Origin of the sequence: Paraburkholderia sp. EG286B, from assembly GCF_040965655.1 — a bacterium.
Taxonomy (GTDB): domain Bacteria; phylum Pseudomonadota; class Gammaproteobacteria; order Burkholderiales; family Burkholderiaceae; genus Paraburkholderia.
In genome coordinates this window covers 327,143-341,120 of record NZ_JBFRCF010000003.1, presented here as the reverse complement: position 1 = coordinate 341,120, position 13,978 = coordinate 327,143, and the positions used below count along the sequence as shown (strand labels likewise).

15 protein-coding genes are annotated in these 13,978 nt (G+C 63.3%); 12 read left to right on the top strand and 3 right to left on the bottom strand.

From position 1 onward, the window contains the following. Nucleotides 1-177 precede the first annotated feature (177 nt). Both AB4Y42_RS07720 and AB4Y42_RS07715 read right to left on the bottom strand, forming a co-directional pair. Entirely contained in the window at nucleotides 178-1,677 is a 1,500-nt protein-coding gene (locus AB4Y42_RS07720; protein ID WP_368693821.1) for an AAA family ATPase, read from the bottom strand. Between the two features lie 720 nt (nucleotides 1,678-2,397). Next, nucleotides 2,398-2,880, bottom strand: a complete 483-nt coding sequence (locus AB4Y42_RS07715; protein WP_368693820.1) for a hypothetical protein — start codon at nucleotides 2,878-2,880, stop codon at nucleotides 2,398-2,400. Between the two features lie 202 nt (nucleotides 2,881-3,082). On the opposite strand from AB4Y42_RS07715, the gene AB4Y42_RS07710 reads away from it, so the two are divergent. After that, on the top strand, nucleotides 3,083-3,367 hold the full coding sequence (locus tag AB4Y42_RS07710; RefSeq protein ID WP_368691010.1) for a hypothetical protein: 285 nt from the start codon (nucleotides 3,083-3,085) through the stop codon (nucleotides 3,365-3,367). Nucleotides 3,368-3,522: 155 nt separating this feature from the next. Further along, the gene (locus tag AB4Y42_RS07705; protein ID WP_368693819.1) at nucleotides 3,523-4,638 is read left to right on the top strand and encodes a linear amide C-N hydrolase; all 1,116 of its coding nucleotides are present in this window, start codon (nucleotides 3,523-3,525) and stop codon (nucleotides 4,636-4,638) included. A 21-nt stretch (nucleotides 4,639-4,659) separates the two neighbouring features. Here AB4Y42_RS07705 and AB4Y42_RS07700 read toward each other — a convergent pair whose 3' ends face one another. Further along, a complete protein-coding gene (locus AB4Y42_RS07700) occupies nucleotides 4,660-5,085 on the bottom strand; it encodes a VOC family protein (protein ID WP_342921987.1) in 426 nt (141 codons plus the stop codon). A 102-nt stretch (nucleotides 5,086-5,187) separates the two neighbouring features. Between AB4Y42_RS07700 and AB4Y42_RS07695 the strand changes: the two genes are divergently transcribed. The 10 genes from AB4Y42_RS07695 (at nucleotide 5,188) to AB4Y42_RS07650 (ending at nucleotide 13,961) form a co-directional block, all read left to right on the top strand. Further along, nucleotides 5,188-6,081, top strand: coding sequence for a LysR family transcriptional regulator (locus tag AB4Y42_RS07695; RefSeq protein WP_368691012.1), 894 nt, complete (start codon nucleotides 5,188-5,190; stop codon nucleotides 6,079-6,081). Nucleotides 6,082-6,119: 38 nt separating this feature from the next. Beyond that, complete coding sequence (locus AB4Y42_RS07690) at nucleotides 6,120-6,722, top strand: alpha/beta fold hydrolase (protein ID WP_368691013.1); 603 nt, start codon at nucleotides 6,120-6,122, stop codon at nucleotides 6,720-6,722. Nucleotides 6,723-6,856: 134 nt separating this feature from the next. After that, nucleotides 6,857-7,978 carry an alanine racemase gene (gene alr, locus AB4Y42_RS07685; protein WP_368693818.1) on the top strand — a complete coding sequence of 374 codons (1,122 nt, stop codon included), beginning with the start codon at nucleotides 6,857-6,859 and terminating at the stop codon, nucleotides 7,976-7,978. 130 nt (nucleotides 7,979-8,108) lie between these two features. Beyond that, nucleotides 8,109-9,179: a fatty acid desaturase family protein gene (locus AB4Y42_RS07680; RefSeq protein WP_368693817.1), complete on the top strand. Its 1,071-nt coding sequence runs from the start codon at nucleotides 8,109-8,111 to the stop codon at nucleotides 9,177-9,179. A 43-nt stretch (nucleotides 9,180-9,222) separates the two neighbouring features. Then, nucleotides 9,223-9,531: a non-heme iron oxygenase ferredoxin subunit gene (locus tag AB4Y42_RS07675; protein WP_368693816.1), complete on the top strand. Its 309-nt coding sequence runs from the start codon at nucleotides 9,223-9,225 to the stop codon at nucleotides 9,529-9,531. A gap of 177 nt (nucleotides 9,532-9,708) precedes the next feature. Beyond that, nucleotides 9,709-10,941 (top strand): SpoIIE family protein phosphatase, encoded by a 1,233-nt coding sequence (locus tag AB4Y42_RS07670; RefSeq protein ID WP_368693815.1) that lies wholly within the window; start codon nucleotides 9,709-9,711, stop codon nucleotides 10,939-10,941. 14 nt (nucleotides 10,942-10,955) lie between these two features. Beyond that, nucleotides 10,956-11,519, top strand: coding sequence for a SiaB family protein kinase (locus tag AB4Y42_RS07665; RefSeq protein ID WP_368693814.1), 564 nt, complete (start codon nucleotides 10,956-10,958; stop codon nucleotides 11,517-11,519). Nucleotides 11,520-11,537: 18 nt separating this feature from the next. After that, nucleotides 11,538-11,924, top strand: a complete 387-nt coding sequence (locus tag AB4Y42_RS07660) for a DUF1987 domain-containing protein (RefSeq protein ID WP_342921995.1) — start codon at nucleotides 11,538-11,540, stop codon at nucleotides 11,922-11,924. Nucleotides 11,925-11,973: 49 nt separating this feature from the next. Further along, entirely contained in the window at nucleotides 11,974-12,687 is a 714-nt protein-coding gene (locus tag AB4Y42_RS07655; protein ID WP_368691018.1) for a GGDEF domain-containing protein, read from the top strand. A 143-nt stretch (nucleotides 12,688-12,830) separates the two neighbouring features. Then, nucleotides 12,831-13,961 carry a patatin-like phospholipase family protein gene (locus tag AB4Y42_RS07650; RefSeq protein ID WP_368693813.1) on the top strand — a complete coding sequence of 377 codons (1,131 nt, stop codon included), beginning with the start codon at nucleotides 12,831-12,833 and terminating at the stop codon, nucleotides 13,959-13,961. Nucleotides 13,962-13,978 lie beyond the last annotated feature (17 nt).

The following is a 13,978-nucleotide window of genomic DNA, read 5'->3' as shown; positions in this document are numbered from 1 at the left end:
CTATCGGCTCCGGCATTTAGGGGTTACGGCAAAAAAACGTCAATCGAATTGAACGGAGACGTCTAAAATAATCAACGCTTTTTGTTAATAAATGACAAATGCGATTTATCCTATTTTCCGGGATCGAATCTCTTGGTAGCAGAGGCACTGACTGAAGGGCGTACCGTCCACGCACTTTCAGGGAGCTGTTCGCACCAACTGCCTCGCTTGAAGACTCTCGATCCACCTCACTTCCGACGTCGATATGCCCGCCCCCCCCGATAGCCCGACCTCGCCACGCAGGGGGACCTTCCCATTTGATCGTAATTCCCGCGCCGGACAGTTTTCCGGCACATCGATATTTGCAGCCAGAGGTAGCAAATGCTCCCATCCGCAGTATTCGATGATTGCCTGAGCAGCGTATAGTCCTACACCGGACAGAACTACAGCTCCGAACATCAGCGGCGCGTCTCCGCGTGCGCCTAGCACCGCACATGCCCACCACAACCGCCTTGCGCTGAAGTGCCACGTCGACTCCCGGTTGTCGGTAACCCGCTCGAGCGTGCGCGGATAGTGTTCGCGGTGTCGGTGTGTGTCCGCGACAGACACTGGAAGCGCTGCGAGCAAGCGCTCCTTCGCTACCTGTTGTGGTTTGCCGGACCGGGCGAGTAACTCGGCGGCCACCGTGTCAACGTACGCTGCGAAACGCTCGTCGTCCGGTGACGCAGTTTCTGAGGACGATCTTCGGCGCGTTCCGTCCGTTGCCGGCATTGAGAGCGTTTCAACAAGCCATGTGCGGTCATGCTCGTAGACCCACGGCGTGATGCGATTCGCTCTGCGCCACAGGTCTTCGAGCGTCGTTTTCGGGATTTTTGACAGCTCGTCGCGTATCCGGCCTCGGTGCGCCGCATGTGGCTTGGATGGAGGCGACGCCAGGGAACGCCCAGATTGAGATTCAGCGGCCCTCGTGCTCGTGTTGCGAACTGCATCCTCATCGGACACTCTTTGCAGGGCCAGCACTACCGTGCAAAGAAATGCATCATCCAATTCTCCGTTCAAGTGTTCCTGGAATGCTTTCGCGTGTACCTGCAATCCCCATCCAAAGCCCAATTCACGAATACGGTTCTGATACGCAACACGCAGGCGAAGGCGACCTACCTGACCCAATGGGGAGTTAAGCAGATCGTGAACGAAATGCACGCAATCAAGCATGCCCCGCACGTCCAACGCACCCGTGTCTTCCGTGCCTGCCTGGTTCACAAAGCAGCTGACCATGTTTTTCTTGCCACCGGTCTTCGCCACACGCGGATGCTTCAGGTCGTCGATGATCAGTACGCCGACGAAATGCATGCTCGCGATCTGCTCAATCTGGTGAACAAGCGGGACGATCCTGCGTACTGACCGGTAGCGTTTGGCATAGCGCTCATCTCCAATCGCCGGGTCAACGGCCCGAAAGAAAGCGTGGCACAACTCAGTGTGCGAACCGTCGAACGGACATTCGATCTTCAGCCAGTGGATCTGCACCTGAACAGGCTCGTGGCCACTGTACTGCTGGTGACGGATAGCCTGCAGATATAGCCGGAGAATGGATTCCAGTGCCGTCGATTTGGCGATCCCGCTCAGTCCCGCAACGCTCAGTGTGGATGCGATGGACCGGAAACCACTTTCCGAGGCCTGGCCATGGGCTTGCGCATACATGTGCTGCCACGTCGAGTGCGCAAGTGGATTGCGACGGACGGATCCGCTACGGATCCGCGAAGACAGCGCAGATTCGAGTTCCAGGTGCATCGGCAGCGGTTGAACCAGGTGCAGGCATACGCGTTTTTGGTCGCTGACTTGCCGGTCATGCCAAGCCGGCTGTGATAGTTACAGTGCAGCACACTGCGGATCATGATGTGGGTGACCTCCTCGAGGTCGAGAATCGCTCCAGGCCGACAAACATTCCCACAATCATGGTCGAGAAAACGTCGATCACAACGTACATGACGGGGCGTCCAATGATCCAGTTCCGGTTTTATCGGCTGACCAGATAGATGTCCGCAATGGACGCGTCGACATCGAAGCGGTGTCCCGGCCCGTAGACGCCGTCGTTGGACCGCCCGGTCAATCCGCGATGATCCTTTTGCCAGCGCCGCCCGCCCAGGCGTGACCGATGAACCACCAGATCATCAAATGCCTTCTCCCCCGTAGCTGGACTGCCGAAGACTTGGCAACTGGTGGAGCGGCTTGAGCGTAAGGTCGTCCGTCGACGCGCCGGGCATGGCGTGCTCTTCAACGTAGAACCGTGGCAGGTCCATTGTTCGCTCACACTAGCATTCACAAGCTGCACGCCTGCACGCTTATGGTCTTCAGTTTTCCTGATTATCGTCGACGGCCGCCAGCATCAACTGGCGGCCCGGCCCTCACTGCGTTGCGCGCTTACGCTTTCACTGCCGGCGCATGCGGCGGTGCGATCGCGGGCGGTTGTCCCGATGCAGGCGCCGGCGCATGCCCCGGATAGACGACGATCACCGGCCCCGGCATCGCCCACGCGGGCACCGCGAACAGCACCGGCATCGGTGTGGGCATCGCGAACGCACCGTTGAATGCCGCCTGCTGGAGCTGCTGCATCTGGGCCTGCATGGCCCACATCTGCGTGGTCATTGCGCGCATCTGCTGCAGCGCCCACGCGGGCGGCGGTCCGCCGCTGCTGCTCTGAACCTGAATGCTGCTGGCGCCGTTCGGGCTATGCCAGCTCCACGTACTGATCTTGAGCGGGCCTGCCGAGGTCTGGACCACATGGGTGTCGCCCTGAGCCGGAACGAGGTGGCCGTCGACGTTGACGAAAAGCGGCTGGGCCGCCAATGCGAGGGCCGGTGCGCACACCAGTGCGGCCGCCGCCATAGCAGTGCGAAAACGCATCTCATCCTCCATTGTTCGAGTCTCCACGCGCGGTTTGCGCCGGGAGGCGTTTTCTACTATGTCGAGCAAGACTTAAAAATCGCTTAAAACGCGTCTGCGCATTGGCATTAATCCACCGTTAAGAATCCGCTCCTATGCTCGATTTGCGAGCCGCCAGGCCCTTCGCCGGTGGCATCGCGGCGAACACGATGGAGGTCGGATCATGAAAACCGGAATCTATTCAACCGCGCTCGTTGCGGCGCTGCTCTTGCCGGCCGCTGCCTTCGCGCAAAGCGGCCACGCCTACACCCAGCTCGATTTGAACAGCGGCCCCGCGGCGCATGCGCAGCTTCCCGCCGACGTGCACGCCGCCGAAGCCCGCGTCGCGACGCGCAGCGGCGCCGACGATGCCACGCTCTGGGGCGTGGGCGGCGTGCCGGGCGCCACATCGCAGTCGGGCATGGGCACGCACTCGCATTCGCGCGCCGTGCTGTATCTGCACCACTGAGCCGCCGATAAACGGCCAACCGGCCAGCGACAACCGCACCAGGCTATCCGCGCCGCATAGCGCGCGCGAGGGCATGCCTGTGCTTCGGCCAAGTTGGAACGGCTCAAAGCGCGTTCCATGACATGATCGGCGCGTCCTGCAACTGGAACGCCATCATGTCCCGTCAGGTTGGTTCGCGTCTGCGCCTGAAAGCCCGCGTGCTTGCCGCTTCGCTCGCCTTGCTGGCTGCGCCGCTCGTCATCGATTCCGCACAAGCCTGCACGCGCGCGCTCTATGTGGGCGACAGCGGCCTCGTCATCACGGGACGTTCGATGGACTGGTCCGAGGACATGCGCTCGAACCTCTGGGTCTTTCCGGCCGGGATCGAACGCGACGGCAACGCGGGCCCGCGCTCGTCGCACTGGCGCTCGAAATACGGCAGCGTGGTGGTCTCGGGCTACGACATCGGCAGTGTGGACGGCATGAACGAGCGCGGCCTCGCGGCCAACGCGCTCTATCTGGCCGAAACCGATTATGGCAAGCCCAACTCGGGGCGGCCGCCGCTCGCCATCAGCCTGTGGGCGCAATACGTGCTCGACAATTTCGCCACCGTCGGCGAGGCCGCCGATGCGCTTGGCCACGAGCCATTCCAGATCATTGCGCCGCCGCTGCCCGACGGCAAACCGATCACGATCCACCTCGCGCTTTCCGATTCGCAAGGCGACTCGGCCATCCTCGAATATATCGACGGCAAACTCGTGATCATGCACGACAAGGCGTACAAGGTGATGACGAACTCGCCGATCTACCCCGAACAACTCGCGCTCGACATGTACTGGAAAGGCGTGGGCGGGCTCGCCTTTCTGCCCGGCACGAATCGCGCGGCGGACCGATTCGTGCGTACCTCGTTTCTACTCGATGCCATTCCGAAGAAACCCGATCCGGCCTATATGGCGGGCGTGCCGCAGCAGAACCCAAACTATCAGGCCGTGGCGAGCGTGATGAGCCTCATGCGCTCGGTGAGCGTGCCGCTCGGCATCACCACGCCCAACATGCCGAATCTCTCGTCGACGATCTGGCGCACGGTGGCGGACCAGACGAACCGCGTCTATTACTTCGATTCCGCCACGCGCCCCGACACCTTCTGGATCTCGCTGAGCAAGCTCGACCTCAAGCCCGGCGCGCCCGTGATGAAGCTCACGATCGATTCGGGCCAGGTGTATTCGGGCGAGGTGTCGGGCAATTTCGTGGCGACGCCGTCGTTCAGGTTCATGCCTGCGCCCGCGCCTTGACCACCTTGCGGCGAGTCGCGCTTATTTGGCGAACAGCTGGCCGATGTCCTTGAACGCCTTGAATTCAAGCGCATTGCCGCACGGGTCGAGCAAGAACATCGTGGCTTGCTCGCCCACCTGCCCCTTGAAGCGTACGTAGGGTTCGATCACGAACTTCACGCCGAAGGTCTTGAGGCGCTCGGCCAGCGCCTCCCAGTCGCCCCAGCCCAGCACGACGCCGAAGTGCGGCACCGGCACGTCGTGGCCGTCCACGGGGTTCGTGTGCGCGTGGTCCTGCGAGGCCGTTTTCGGGTGCTCGTGAATCACGAGCTGATGGCCGAAGAAGTCGAAGTCGACCCACTGCGCGCTGGAGCGCCCTTCCGCGAGGCCGAACACGCGGCCGTAGAAGTCGCGCGCGGCTGCGAGGTCATAAACGGGAATGGCGAGGTGAAAGGGGGAAAGCGACATGCGTGTCTCCACTGTCTTCGAAAGCGATCCCGCCATGGTAGACAGGCCGAATCAAAAACAAAATCAATATATAATTTTCTGATATACAAATATTCTTGATGAATGATACGCGAACTCAGAACCCTCGTGGCCGTGGCGAGAGAAGGCACGTTCGCCGCGGCGGGACAGAAGATCGGCCTGACCCAGGCCGCCGTGAGCGCGCAAATGCAGCGACTCGAGGCGGCGCTGGGTTTCGCGCTGTTCGACCGCGAGGGGCGCGCCGCGCGCCTGAACGCGATGGGCCAGCAGATCCTCGCCCAGGCGCACGAAGTCATCCGGCTCTATGAAAACCTCAGTTCGAGCGCGGCCGGTCCCGCGGCGACCGGGCGCGTCACGCTCGGCGCAATCGCTTCCGTGCAGCGCGCGCTGGTGCCCGAGGCGCTCGCCGAATTCCACCGCCGTTGTGCCGGCTGCCGCACGCGGGTGATCCCCGGCGTTTCGATGGAGCTTCACAATCTCGTGGATGCGGGCGAAATCGACATGGCGGCCATCATCCGGCCACCCTTCGCACTGCAAAGCGACTTGCGCTGGACCACGCTCGCGCGCGAGCCGTTCCGGCTCATCGTGCCGCGTCACGTGAAAGGCCACGACTGGGCCGAGCTGCTGGCGACGCAACCCTTCATCCGCTACGATCGGGCATCGTTCGGCGGGCGCCAGGTCGACCGCTTCCTGCGCCGCATGCACTACACCGTGCAGGACCTGAGCGAGCTCGACGAACTGGAGGCCATCGTCGGGCTCGTCGCGAACGGCGTGGGCGTCGCGCTCGTGCCGCAAACGTCGGCGTGGCGGCGCTGGCCCGCCAAAGTGCGCGCAATCGATCTCGGGCAGCACACGTTCCACCGCGACGTCGGCCTCGTGCATCGCGCGCCCGGTACGCTGAGCGAGCCTGCGCGCCTGCTGATCCAGCTGCTCGAATCGCGCGCCCGTGAGCAACAGCCGGCGGACGAGGCGCCATGAACCCGTCATGCCTTGCACGCCCCCCCGGAGAAACACACGTGAGCACTCCCGAACAATTGCTTTTCCTGCCCGGCGCCTCCGGCAACAAGGCCTTCTGGCAACCGCTGTCCGATCGGCTCGTCACGCCGGCAGCGCGCCGCTTCGTCGGCTATCCGGGTTTTGGCGGCGAACCGCCGGACCCGGCGGTCGCCAGCATCGACGCCATCGTCCAGCGCGTGCTGGCCATGCTGGATCGGCCCACGGCGTTGATCGCCCAGTCGATGGGCGGCGTCATCGCCGTGTGCGCGGCGCTCGAGAAGCCGCAGTTCGTCACGCATCTGGTGCTCTCGGTCACGTCGGGCGGCATCGACACCGCGGCGCTCGGCGCGCAGAACTGGCGCGCGGGCGACACGAGCGCGTTCCCCGAGTGGTTCGTCTCGTTCCATGCGGACCTTTCGAACCAGATATCACGCATCACCCAGCCGGCCCTGCTGCTTTGGGGCGACAACGATCCCTTGAGTCCCGTCGCGGTCGGCGAGCGGCTCAACGCGCTGCTCGCGAAATCCACGCTGCACGTGGTGCGCGGCGGCGAGCACGATCTCGCGAGCGTCCACGCCCAGGCGCTGGCGCCGCTCGTGGAGGCGCATCTGATGGCGGGCTGACCCGTTGCCCTGCGGGACGCAGCGACAGTCGTTTCGACCAAATTCGTCGAAAAATACATTAAAAATAACTGGACGAAAATCAATACGATTGCACAAACCACTAGACCGTCGCTGTCCAACCCACAGGAACGCCTATGCCGCGCCCCATCGCCGCCCGCATTCAACCCGACGCCATCCGTCACAACCTGCAGCTGGCGAAGCAGATCGCCGCCGGCTCGCGTGCCTTCGCCGTTATCAAGGCCAATGCGTACGGACACGGCATCGAGCGCATCTATACGGCGCTCGCGGGCGCCGACGGCATCGCCCTGCTCGACCTCGATGAAGCCGTGCGCGTGCGCGAACTGGGCTGGACCAAACCGCTGCTGCTGCTCGAAGGCGTGTTCGAACCCGCCGACATCGAGCTGGCCGCAGCGCACCGGCTCACCGTGGCCGTGCATTGCGACGAGCAGCTCGATCTGCTCGCGGCAGCGAAGCCGCAGCATCCCATCGATATCCAGCTGAAGATGAACTCGGGCATGAACCGCCTGGGTTTCCGTCCCCATGCATATCGCGCCGCGTGGGAACGCGCACGCGGCATTGCGTCGATCGGCGCGATCGGCCTCATGACGCACTTCGCGAACGCCGACGACGGCCACATCGACTGGCAGCTCGACACCTTCGACGCGGCGGTGCAGGGCATTCCCGGCGAGCAGTCGGTGTCGAATTCGGCGGGCGTGCTCTGGCACCCGCGCGCGCATCGCGACTGGGTGCGCCCCGGCACGATCCTCTATGGCGCGTCGCCCACGGGCGTGGCGCGGCATCTGGAAGGCTTCGGGCTGCGTTCGGCCATGACGCTCACGAGCCGCATCATCGGCGTGCAGACGCTCGCGCCGCAGGAAACCATCGGCTACGGCCGCACCTTCGAGGTCGACCGGCCCATGCGCATCGGCGTGGTGGCGTGCGGCTATGCGGACGGTTATCCGCGCCACGCGCCCACCGGCACGCCGATTGCCGTGGACGGCGTGCGCACGCGCGTGGTCGGGCGCGTCTCGATGGACATGCTCACGGTCGATCTCACGCCGTGCCCGCAGGCGGGCATCGGTTCGAGCGTCGAGCTGTGGGGCGACCAGGTGCGCGTGGACGAAGTGGCCGAAGCGTCGGGCACGATTGGCTACGAGCTGATGTGCGCACTCGCGCCGCGCGTGCCGGTGGTCGTGGCCGACGGTGCGGATACGGCCCGCGCCGCGCAAATACACGGCGAGCGCGTGGCAGCCTGACGACGCCGAAAGCTCGCTGACGAAATTTCGTCAAACTTCCGGTTGAGCCCCGGCCTTGCGTCACCTATTTTGTGTTGAAACGCGCGGCGCATCGCACGCCGCGTGCCGCCAACACTTCAAGGAGACACTCGTGGCCGACCAGGAGACTCACGCCTACGCGCCGCATCACGCGGACTACCGGCTCATCGGCGGTGCAGGCGAACGCGCGCGCGCAGCGGGCCTCGTCAACGCGGACTGGTACCGGTGCGCCGTGCCGCGCCCCGTGATGAAGCAGCTGATGCAGCGCAGCGACGCGCGCGCCATCCGCGACACCGTGCTCTGGTACGCGGCCATCATCGCGAGCGGCGTGCTCGCCGGGTTCCTCTGGCACGCGCATTCATGGTGGGCCGTGCCCGCGTTCCTGCTCTACGGCACGCTCTATTGCAGCCCCGCCGATTCGCGCTGGCACGAAGCGGGTCATGGCACCGCATTCAAGACACGCTGGCTGAACGACGTGCTCTATCAGATCGCGTCGTTCCAGGTGTTCCGCTGCGCGACGATCTGGCGCTGGAGCCACGCGCGCCATCACACCGACACGCTCGTGGTGGGCCGCGATCCCGAGATCGCCGCGCCGCGCCCCACCGACTGGCTCTCGCTCGCCCTCAACATCTTCGCGCTCAAGCACGCCTCGCGCGAGCTGCCGCGCATGATCTCCGCTGCGTGCGGACGCCTGGGCGCGGAAGAACGAAGCTTCGTGCCCGCCTCCGAATGGCCCAAGGCCATTCGCGAAGCGCGCCTGAGCCTGCTCGTCTACGCGATGGTGATCGGCGCGTGCATCGGCTTTCGCAGCGTCCTGCCGCTGCTCTATATCGGCCTACCGAGCCTCTACGGCGCGTGGCTTTATCTCTACTTCGGCCTCACGCAGCACGCGGGCATGCCCGAGAACGTGCTCGATCACCGGCGCAACTGCCGCACGGTGATGATGAATCCCGTGTTCCGCTTTCTCTACTGGAACATGAATTATCACGTCGAGCATCACATGTTTCCGATGGTTCCTTTTCACGCGCTGCCGCGCCTGCACGAAGTCGTGAAAATGGATATGCCGCCGCCCTATCGCAGCAGCCTTGCCGCCTACGCGGAAATCATTCCCGCGCTCGTGCGGCAAACACGCGATCCCTACTATCACGTGGCGCGCCCGGTGCCGGGTCACGCCGAAGCCTGAGCCGTTGCGCGCGCAACCTTTAATATCAATAGGGAGACACCCGATGACCCAATGGATCGACGCTGCCGCACTCGGCGATATCGAAGACGAAGACGTCATGCGCTTCGACCACGGCGGACGCACCTTCGCAATCTACCGCGTGGAAGACCAGGTCTACGCGAGCGACGGGCTTTGCACGCACGAACACGTGCACCTGAGCGACGGTCTTGTCATGGGCCATGTGATCGAATGTCCAAAGCACAATGGCCGCTTCGACGTGCGTGACGGCAAACCGCTTTGCGCACCAGTATGTGAGAAGCTCGCCACGTATCCGGCCAGGGTCGAAGGCGGACGGATCTATATTGAAGTGTGATGCACCGAAACCTTGCAAAGGGAAGCGAAAAAAACGCGCAAACGTTAGCGTGGCATTCGCCGATCAATACGGTGTATTAAACAAGCGAACTCGAGCGCCTACTCACGTCCATGTAACGAAAATGACATAAATAGCCATTAGCGTGCTGATTCTCCATATTAATCGGAATGGATAGTCATGCACCCCGCGCTCGCGCAGTTTCGTCGTCCGGGTCTTCCCGTAGGCCCGCGCAGCGCCGGAGAACTTGCTCTGGAAGTGCCGGCCATCGACGCTTCGGATTCGAACTCACTCGTCATGGAGATCTTCTATTCGAGGCGCGACATGGCCAGTCTCGCGGTGATCGAAAACGATCGCCCCATCGGGCTCATCAACCGCGATATTTTTCTGTCGCAAATGAGCAAGCCGTTTCACCGCGAGCTGTACGACAAGAAGAGCTGCATCGCGTTCATGGACAAGGAGCCATTGATCGTCGATGCGGCCATGAGCATCGAGGCGCTCACGTTCAAAACGGTTGAAGTCGGCGAAAAGGCGCTGGTCGACGGTTTCATCGTGACGCGCGACGGCCGCTTCGCTGGCGTGGGCAACGGCTTGCGCCTGCTGTCCATCGTCGCGGAAATGCAGGCGGAAAAGAATCGGCAGATCATGCAGAGCATCGAATATGCGAGCGTGATCCAGCAAGCCATGCTGCGCGCCTCGCGCGAAACGCTCGCGACCATGCTGCCCGATGCCGCGCTCGTCTGGGAACCGCGCGACGTGGTGGGCGGCGACTTCTACCATTTCGCTGCGTTCGCCGACGGCTGGTTCGGCGCGGTGGCCGATTGCACGGGGCACGGCGTACCCGGTGCGTTCATGACCTTACTCGCCTCGGCGTCGCTCTCGCAGGCGCTCGAACAGATCGGCCCGCGCAACCCCTCCGCGCTGCTGGCAGCCGTCAATCGCAATGTGAAGGGCTTGCTCGGGCAAATCAATGGCGCTGGCGACGCCCCGCAGTCCAACGACGGTCTGGACGCCGCGTTTTTCTGGTTCGACGCCGCTAGCCAGGTGCTGCACTTTGGGGGTGCACGGGTCGCGCTGCACGTATTGCGTGCGGATGCGCAACAGTTCGAGAGCATTGCCGGCGACCGCATGGGCGTGGGCTATGTCGACAGCCTCGCCGATTACACGTGGAGCCAGCACGCTGTAGCTGTGCCGCACGGCAGCCTGCTGTTCGTTTCCACCGACGGCCTGACCGATCAGATCGGCGGCCCGCGCAAGATCGCCTTCGGCAAACGCCGGACGCTCGACCGGATTCTCGCTGAGCGCGAGCACGCTTCTTTTTTCATCTGCGCACGCTTGCTCGAAACCTTCGCCGAATGGCAAGGCTCACAGGCGCGTCGCGACGACGTCACGCTTTTCTTCGCACGAGTTTGAGGTAGTTCACCAATATGTCTGGATTTCTGGATCAAAACTGCTGCTTCTTCGAAATCGCTCAGAAGCGCAGTTTGCTCTTCTATCACAAAGGCTATTTCTCGCACAGCATCGTCGCGGCGATGAGCGAGGTCGTCAAGCTGCAACTGGAAGTGGCGGGACTGAGTTCGTCCACGCGCAGAAGGATCTTCTCGTCATTCATCGAGCTTTCGCACAATATCGTGCACTACTCGTGCGACGCGCTCTCGGAAGATCAAGGCCAGGGCGGCGCAATACGCGAAGGCGCGATGTGCATTTCCGCCGAAGGCGAGCGCCACCTCATGGTATGCGTGAATCCCATCGCCACGGCGGCCGTGGACGACTTGCGCGAGAAGCTGGAGCCGCTGCGCAACATGTCGATCGAAGAAATCAAGCAGGCCTACAAGATGTCGCTGCGCGCCGACACGCCTGCCGACAGCAAAGGCGCGGGACTGGGTTTTCTGACGATGGCGCGCGACGCCAGTGCGCCGCTCGAATTCGCGTTTCATCCACGCGAAGACGATACGGGCACCACACTGTTTTGCCTCAAGACCATCATCTGACCAGGGCACGCGTACAAAATGGAAAACCTTTTTATCGCCGCCACGGCAACGTCACCGGAAATCGACTTCCGCTTCGACGAAAACGTGCTGTCTCTGCGAGGCGAATCGTATCCCGAGAATGCCGCCGCGTTTTATGCGCCGATCATCGAGCGGCTCAATCTCTGGCTCAAGGATTGCGAAAACGCCGCGATCACGGTCGAGGTCACGCTCACCTACTTCAACAGCTCGAGCACGAAAATGCTGTTCAGCGTGTTCGACGCCCTCGATCGCGCCGCCGCGGCGGGCAACCAGGTGCAGGTGAACTGGTATCGCGACGAAGAAGACGAAACGATCCTCGAATTCGGCGAGGAACTGCAAACCGACTTCACCGCAATCAAGTTCAATGATTGCCCGGTTGCAACGTGAGGATGCCTTGAGGACGACGCGCGTGGAAACGACTGGCCTGCGGGACGCAATGAAGGATCACTACCTCGACCTGTTCCGCAGCGAAAGCGAGGCGCTGGAGCGGGCCCGGATGATTGCCGAGGCTCCGGAGGCGTACGCGCACAGTCATCGCGAGGCGCTCATCGAGCTGATCCAGCACTACGAGCGCCTGATGCGCGAAACGCGCCGCCTGATCGGACGCAGCGATCGTGCCGAGCGCGAAATGCAGGCGCTCACGCAGCAACTGCAATATCGCGCGACGCACGATGCGCTGACCGGGGTGCTCAATCGCAGCGCCGTGATCGAACGCACGGTGAAGGCGCTGCGCGCGAATCGGGCGGTGATGATCCTGCTCGACATCGACGACTTCAAGAAGGTCAACGACGACTTCGGGCACCCGGCCGGCGACAGCGTGATCTCGGGCATCGTGAACTGCCTGCGGCGCATTCTCGGCGAGACCGGCATCATCGGTCGCGTGGGCGGCGAAGAGTTCACCGTCGTCTTGCCGGGCTTCGACATCGCCGATGCCTTGCAACTCGCCGAGCGCATGCGCGCAGCCATTGCGAATCACGCGTTCGCCGCGCCGGTGTGCCGCCCCATCACCGCCAGCTTCGGCGTCAGCGACAATCCGGCCGGCACCGATTTCGACACCGCATACGGACTCGCCGATTCCGCGCTGTACACCGCCAAGCGCGGCGGCCGCAACTGCGTGACGTTCGAAGGGCAGATCGCTTCGGCGGGTTGAGCGACGGCGGCCATCCGGGCCGTTGCCACGCAACGCTCGTCTTTTCCGAACGCCACTACAATGGTGCGGAGAAAACGGCGACGCGTCTGAAGAATGCAGGTCACGAAAGCGCGCGCCGGTAGAGCAAAACAGCGAGGCGATCGATGACAGCGAAGCAGCCGGCAAGCCTGGCGTTGCCAGGGCAAGTCGTACTCGTGTTGCAGGGCGGCGGCGCGTTGGGCGCCTATCAACTCGGCGTCTATGAGGCGCTGCACGAAGCCGGCATCCAGGTGGACTGGGTGATCGGCACCTCCATTGGCGCCATCAACGCTGCGTTGATCGCCGGCAACGCACCGGAGCACCGCTTCGCGCGTCTGGACGAATTCTGGCACCGCGTGACCGACCGCACCCGCCTCGACGTGGCAGCCGCGTGGCCCGGCTTCGCGCCCGGCTGGGACAAAACGTTTGCAAAGCTGATGATCATCGGCGGCGGCATTGCGGGGTTCTTTCAGCCCAACCCCGCATCGTGGTTCGGTCCGCTCGCGCACCTCGGCGTCGATCGCGCGTCCTACTACAGGATCGCCCCGCTGCACGACACGCTCGTTTCCCTGGTCGACTTCGAATTGCTGAACGCCGGGCACCCGCGCCTCACCGTGGGCGCGGTGAACGCCCGCACGGGCGCAATGCGCTATTTCGATTCGCGCGACCAGCGCCTGAATGTCGAACACATCATGAGCTCGGGCGCGCTGCCGCCCGCGTTCCCGGCGGTGCGCATCGACGGCGAGCCGTACTGGGACGGCGGCATCTATTCCAATACACCGGTCGAGGTCGTGCTGGACGACAAGCCGCGCCACAGTTCGGTGATCTTCTCGGTGCAGGTGTGGAATCCGGCGGGCCCCGAGCCGCAAAGCATCTGGCAGATCGCGGAGCGGCAAAAGGACATTCAGTACGCGAGCCGCACGGAGAGCCATATCGCGCGCCAGCAGCAGATCCACCGCTTGCGCCACGTGATCCGCGAACTGGCGAAGCGCGTGCCCGAGGCCGAACGCGACGCACTCGATGTGAAGGAGTTGGCGGCATGGGGCTGCGAGACCACCATGCGGCTCATCAAGCTGGCGGCGCCGCGACTCGACGGCGACGACCAGTTGAAGGACATCGACTTCACGCCGTCCGGCATCGCCGCGCGCCGACGCGCGGGCTACGAGGCCGCCATGCGCGCGATCGAAGCCAGGCCCTGGGAAGCCCCGATGGACCCGATTGAAGGCCTCAGCGTCTACAGCGCGGACGAAGAATAAAAGAAAGCGATAGAGCA

What these genes read in the sequence shown, in the direction of transcription:
- AB4Y42_RS07705 (WP_368693819.1), top strand. Translation starts at nt 3,523, where the DNA reads ATGTCCCGTCAGGTTGGTTCGCGTCTGCGCCTGAAAGCCCGCGTGCTT.
- AB4Y42_RS07660 (WP_342921995.1), top strand. Translation starts at nt 11,538, where the DNA reads ATGGAAAACCTTTTTATCGCCGCCACGGCAACGTCACCGGAAATCGAC.
- AB4Y42_RS07720 (WP_368693821.1), bottom strand. Translation starts at nt 1,677, where the DNA reads ATGTATGCGCAAGCCCATGGCCAGGCCTCGGAAAGTGGTTTCCGGTCC.
- AB4Y42_RS07665 (WP_368693814.1), top strand. Translation starts at nt 10,956, where the DNA reads ATGTCTGGATTTCTGGATCAAAACTGCTGCTTCTTCGAAATCGCTCAG.
- AB4Y42_RS07715 (WP_368693820.1), bottom strand. Translation starts at nt 2,880, where the DNA reads ATGCGTTTTCGCACTGCTATGGCGGCGGCCGCACTGGTGTGCGCACCG.
- AB4Y42_RS07650 (WP_368693813.1), top strand. Translation starts at nt 12,831, where the DNA reads ATGACAGCGAAGCAGCCGGCAAGCCTGGCGTTGCCAGGGCAAGTCGTA.
- AB4Y42_RS07675 (WP_368693816.1), top strand. Translation starts at nt 9,223, where the DNA reads ATGACCCAATGGATCGACGCTGCCGCACTCGGCGATATCGAAGACGAA.
- alr (WP_368693818.1), top strand. Translation starts at nt 6,857, where the DNA reads ATGCCGCGCCCCATCGCCGCCCGCATTCAACCCGACGCCATCCGTCAC.
- AB4Y42_RS07670 (WP_368693815.1), top strand. Translation starts at nt 9,709, where the DNA reads ATGCACCCCGCGCTCGCGCAGTTTCGTCGTCCGGGTCTTCCCGTAGGC.
- AB4Y42_RS07700 (WP_342921987.1), bottom strand. Translation starts at nt 5,085, where the DNA reads ATGTCGCTTTCCCCCTTTCACCTCGCCATTCCCGTTTATGACCTCGCA.
- AB4Y42_RS07695 (WP_368691012.1), top strand. Translation starts at nt 5,188, where the DNA reads ATGATACGCGAACTCAGAACCCTCGTGGCCGTGGCGAGAGAAGGCACG.
- AB4Y42_RS07655 (WP_368691018.1), top strand. Translation starts at nt 11,974, where the DNA reads ATGAAGGATCACTACCTCGACCTGTTCCGCAGCGAAAGCGAGGCGCTG.
- AB4Y42_RS07710 (WP_368691010.1), top strand. Translation starts at nt 3,083, where the DNA reads ATGAAAACCGGAATCTATTCAACCGCGCTCGTTGCGGCGCTGCTCTTG.